The sequence below is a fragment of the Bacteroides sp. 51 genome, assembly GCF_010500965.1.
In the GTDB taxonomy this organism is placed as follows: Bacteria; Bacteroidota; Bacteroidia; order Bacteroidales; family Bacteroidaceae; genus Bacteroides.
Genome location: NZ_QVMI01000063.1, coordinates 479 through 5,834 on the forward strand (window position 1 = coordinate 479; position 5,356 = coordinate 5,834).

At 46.5% G+C, this 5,356-nt stretch carries 3 protein-coding genes; all 3 read left to right on the top strand.

Annotated elements, in window-relative coordinates:
• Positions 1-150 precede the first annotated feature (150 nt).
• The 3 genes from D0T87_RS23260 to D0T87_RS23270 are packed head-to-tail and all read left to right on the top strand — an operon-like array spanning position 151 to position 5,282.
• Positions 151-1,419 (top strand): Mfa1 family fimbria major subunit, encoded by a 1,269-nt coding sequence (locus D0T87_RS23260; RefSeq protein ID WP_163178516.1) that lies wholly within the window; start codon positions 151-153, stop codon positions 1,417-1,419.
• Between the two features lie 57 nt (positions 1,420-1,476).
• Positions 1,477-2,418, top strand: coding sequence for a FimB/Mfa2 family fimbrial subunit (locus D0T87_RS23265; protein ID WP_163178518.1), 942 nt, complete (start codon positions 1,477-1,479; stop codon positions 2,416-2,418).
• 35 nt (positions 2,419-2,453) lie between these two features.
• Complete coding sequence (locus D0T87_RS23270) at positions 2,454-5,282, top strand: DUF4906 domain-containing protein (protein ID WP_163178519.1); 2,829 nt, start codon at positions 2,454-2,456, stop codon at positions 5,280-5,282.
• The last annotated feature ends 74 nt before the right edge of the window (positions 5,283-5,356 follow it).

Below are 5,356 nucleotides of genomic sequence, written 5' to 3' on the forward strand. Positions count from 1 at the left end.
CGCATCGAAAGGGATTCGGAGGTGAGTAAGCTGGTAAGGAAGTATGATCTCAAACTTTAAAACAACGTCTGTGAATAAAAGTAACAGCGATGAGATAGATAAAGCAATTAAGTAACAACTATTTTTTATTAATTTTTAAAAAACATGAAAATGAATTTTAAGTATGTAATGATGGCTTGCGCCCTGACTTTAGGGTTTGCTAGCTGTAGCAATGATGATGCAGTAGACAACAGCGGTATTATACCCAATGGGGAACCTACGGTGGCACGTATCAAGTTGTCGCAAGTAGCAGGACCCAAAACCAGAGGCATTGAAGAAGCAGTTGACGGTGAAGCAATAGTGAAAAATGCAACGGTCTTTATCTTCGATGCGGGGGCTAAACTGGAAGCAACCGTAACGTTAAGCAACACCGAAGCAAGCACCGGAAAAGTTGTAGAGATCACTACCGGTTCGCATTATTTCTATGCAGCTGTAAATGCAATTGCAGATGTGCCTACCTCTTTCCCTGTAGGTACTCCGTTGGCTACAGTAAAGCAAACTGTTTTGGGTTGCGCCACTTTGGGTGACCTGACAAAGGATGACGGTTTCTTTATGACCAATGTAAGCGATGCTTTGGCTAAAAACATTGTGGAGTCAGATAAGCCGGATGGTAGCGACAACCCTGTTGAGATCAAAGTAGGTCGTGCTGTGGCTAAGGTAAACGTAGCTCTGACAGCTGATGTTAAGAACGGCAAGGAAGTAGCAGGTGGTAAATTCACTAACATGTCGTACAAAATGGGTGGTAACCCTAACAAAATGTACCTTTTCCCGGTATACGAAAGCGGCGTATTCAAAACTCCTTTCTATTCGGATATTTATGCAGCTGCGAACTATTATGGAGATGCTGCTTATAGAGCCGATGGAACACCTGGCTATGTGATAGAAAACGCTAATGCCAAAGTTATTAAACAAGGAGAAGCAACACATGCACTTGTTAAAGGAACATTTACTCCTGATGGAAAGACTGAAGGTGTTGATTTCTGGCGTATTTACAATGCATCAACAAAATTATGGGAAGATGGAATTTATTATAACATAGGCGATGCAAAAACCGCTGCTAACTATCCTACCGATCAAGAGACGATGAAAATAGTAGAATATGCGGGTGGTGTTTGCTACTATGCATTCTGGGTTGCGGATAAAAATGCGGCAGACTTATACGCTGTCAGCCGTAACAATTACTACGATATCAAGATCGAAACCGTATCTAAAATCGGAACAAACCAAGAAGATGGTGATAAGGACATAGATAACGAGTATATTGAACCGTCAAACCCACCTGTAGAACCGGGAGATCCTATTGAAGAGGAGAAAAATACAGTGAAAGTAAGCATCAATGTACTTGACTGGACTGTGGTTGAAACAGGCGTAGGTCTCTAATTATTACTATAAGTCCTCCCCTTCGGGGGAGGCATAACTCTCAAAGAAACAAGAATAATGAAACATATACAATCGATTATAGCTATTTGCCTGGCTGCAAGCATGGTCTTCTTAAGCAGTTGTATAGGGGAAGACAGCGACTGCGCACCCGTTACCCGGGAAGTAACCATATTGCTCCGGTGCGACATTAACACCACAGGAGCAGATGTATTTACTACGATTGTAAAGCACGTCGATCTGTATGTGTATGACAATGCAGGTGCGCTGTATCGGAAAGTGGAACGCCTGACCAAAGAACAATTGTCGGCAACAGATTATATACATAATATGGTGCTGCCCGAAGGAAACTATACCCTGGTGGCCTGGATGAATGCCAGTGATGAATTTGAAATAAGTGAAATAGAAGAACTCTCTACCGCACGCCTTAAACTGATACCTTGTGAAGAGGGTGGAGTGGTAAAAGCCAACACCCAACCCATTTATCACGGCAGTCGTGTATTGACCGTGAACCCGGAGACCGGAATTGTAGTGATCAATATGATGAAGAATACCAACTATGTAAATGTGACTACGAACTTCAACCGGACCCTTCCACAGTCTGTAAACCTGCAAGCCTATATAACAGGAACAAACGGACACTATACCTTCGAAAATAATTGCCCGGGCGAATCGCCCGCGTACACCTATATGCCGCAACCGGCCACGACGCGGACTACGTACCCCTTTGCATTCACCACCCAACGCCTGATGGTGGACGATGACCTGCGCCTGGTCATCATCAAACAAGAAGCCGGTAAAGACGATGAGCAGTTGGCCGATATCGAGCTGACGCCTACCATCATGCGGAATCCGCTGTACAATGAACAGCAGGATCTGGATAAACACGATACCTACGACCTTGAGTTCATGTTCGAACATGACGGTGAAGACGACACCTGGGCGGTGGTGGGTATACGGGTAGACGACTGGACGTGGAGCAGTAGCGGAACCGGATTATAAGAATCTAGTTGAAAAAATCAAAAACAGATATAGTTATGAAACTTAACGGAAGAAAAAGTATGCCGGGGCTGTTGGCCGCCATCATGCTGGTAGCACTATCGGCATGTATGGACGAAAGTCACGAAAATACCCCACAGACCGAAAAGGATGTACGGGTGAAATTCGCCATCCAGCTACCGGGAGCAAGTACACCTGCCACACGGGCTTTGGACGATGACGACGAAAAAGAAGTCCGCGAGATCGACGTACTGGTATTTAACCAGGGAAGCGAAGGCGGATTTGTATATAAGGCAAGATGCAGTGAAACCGACATTGAAACCGATCCGGGTGATAACAGTAAAAAAACGTTCACCGTTGAACTCAGACAAGGAACCTACGACCTGGTCATTGTTGCCAATTCAAGCGATATCGTAGCCGCCACAACACTCACAGGGAAAACAAAAGAAAAAGCGCTGCAAGCGCTGACGGAGCAGATGCCTGCCGATGGCAAGTGGCTGGCAAACAGCTCCGCCACCACAGGCTATAGGCCTATCCCCATGTGGGGAAATATTGGAAGCACGACCATTAATGAACAAACCGACCTGACCGGTGATAAAAAAATCTATTTGACCCGCATGGTTGCGCGCGTAGATGTAAAGGTAGACGCGGCGGTAGGCAAAAGTTCTTTCGAGCTGACCAGCGTTCATGTTTATAATTATAACACAGAAGGAACCATAGTACCGGCCAGCACAGCATGGAATGAGGTTCTGGTCGATGGGAAAATGGTATGGAAAGTCACTGAGCCTACCGTGCTGTCGGCCCCTACACTGAAAGGGCCGCTTAACTATGACAATGAAGATAGCAAAACCGAGATCAACACAGCCGATAATAACTGTGTAGGCGAGATCTATATTTTTGAAGCCGAAAACCATACGGATACTGAAGGAGAAGATGAAGACAAAAAACATAAAAACGCAAAAGATTTGCTGAATCGTACTTGTCTTGTAGTAGGAGGCAAGTACAAAGGGGCTGCCGATCCAACCTACTACCGTATAGATTTCGGCAATGGGTCGGGCACTTCGAAAACCTTTTTTGATGTATTGCGCAACCACCGGTATGTGTTCAATATAACAAAGGTGTCGGGTCCAGGGTACGACGATCCGGACATTGCATTCGAAAGTCTGCCTGTCAATATCGAAGCCGAGGTATTGGAATGGAACGACGGGCAGGGTGGTGATGTCATTTTCGACGGACAGTATTATCTATCGATAAAGCCCGAAATGGTGTTCAATTTCCAAAAAGATGCCGATGCCGATGTAGTTCGTGTACGGACTGATGTTCCCGCCGGATTTAAGATCACCGGGATCACCGAAGATGACGGAACGGGTACAAATACGGAAATAACCAATACAGGCTGGCTCACGACCGATCTGACGACCGGAACATTTTATGGAGCAGGCGAGACGGAAATTCCGGTAAACATTAGTGTGGAAGAAAACGGCATAGCATCACGCACAGGATATATCTATATCAAAGCCGGACGTCTGGAAGCCAAACTAACCGTAACGCAAGGCATAACTTCTAAACCCGCTGAGATATTTAACTTTGTTTCCTATACCAATGTAAATGGTACGGGGCAGGTGGTTCCGTATAGTGGCGGTAAAATACTGGCCGAAGCGAATACCAACATGGGCTGGACACTGCGAACGGATATTGACGGTGTGGAAGCGTCGATGGGGAAGCCTGCTTCGGAAATTGCAGCCGATTATACCCTTTCGGTAAGTATCCCGGCGAATGAAACCTGGGCAGATGTCAACACTAAAGTATGGGTAGAATATAAAGGCGTGGCATCTCAGGAAACTACTTTCACACAACCGGGGTATAGTGTAACAACATCAGCGACCAAGGTTTCGACACCAGTAGGTGGAACATCTACTGTTACAATAACAGGCTATCGCCCATTGCTGTATGTGCAGGCTGTTACCGAAGGTACTGTACTGGCAAGCGGAACCGTGCCAGCCGGAACGACAGTTGCCGGTAGCACCGGGCTAGCTATCCCCGTTACAACGGTTACCCGTTATATTACCATCCAGTGGTCGAAAGATGGCGCAACTGATTGGACGGATATAATCACCTTTATTCAGTGTGAATCGCGATTTGCCTACAGCAATATCGTGTGGGACGAGGCAAACCAAAAATTGACTTTTGCTGAAACAGCGGCGGACAATGTTTCTATACATGCCCAGGCACAAGGTGTTTACTTCATGTGGGGATCTTTGGTTGCTATCAGTCCTGTGGGTGCTAACTTCTCCACTTCACAGATTTTGTATAAACCAGATGAATATACAACTGCCATCAGTTCATGGACTACTATTCCTTATGTCAATGAAACCACTGCTCCATTCAATGACAACGTGCAAACTAACGATGACTTTGCTACTTACAACAGCAATACTGGTTACAATGCCTCTACCGGCAAGGGTGACATTTGTCGTTACATCTCCGCCAAGGGTTGGGTTGAGGGTAGTTGGCGTTTGCCTACTGCCGCCGAACAACAGGCACTGATGGAGGCATCTGGTAAAAGCTCCGTAAACGCTAAGTTTTCCGGTACTCCCAACGGTACTTTCGTGGAATTAACTGCTTCCAACACTAATGGTCTGGATCAAATCCCCAGTTACATTCAGCTTTTGGATCAGCGTTTCCCCGCTCCCGGCTACCGGGGCGACTATGGGGGTTTGGGCGGCGCAGGCGGCCGCGGGTACTTCTGGTCGGGTTCATCGTTCTCCACTACGGACGGGTTCAACGTGAACGTGACCTCGAACGGGGCGATCCAGGCCAGCGTCAACCGGCAGAGTGGGTATGTTGTGCGTTGTGTTCGCGAATAATTGTGCCTACCCAAGCTGTATCTAAAATGATGGGCTTAGCTAAACTGTCCTGGCCGGCACTAGAATACCGGTAT

Coding starts and splice junctions, on each gene's coding strand:
- D0T87_RS23270 (WP_163178519.1), top strand. CDS start 2,454: ATGAAACTTAACGGAAGAAAAAGTATGCCGGGGCTGTTGGCCGCCATC.
- D0T87_RS23260 (WP_163178516.1), top strand. CDS start 151: ATGAATTTTAAGTATGTAATGATGGCTTGCGCCCTGACTTTAGGGTTT.
- D0T87_RS23265 (WP_163178518.1), top strand. CDS start 1,477: ATGAAACATATACAATCGATTATAGCTATTTGCCTGGCTGCAAGCATG.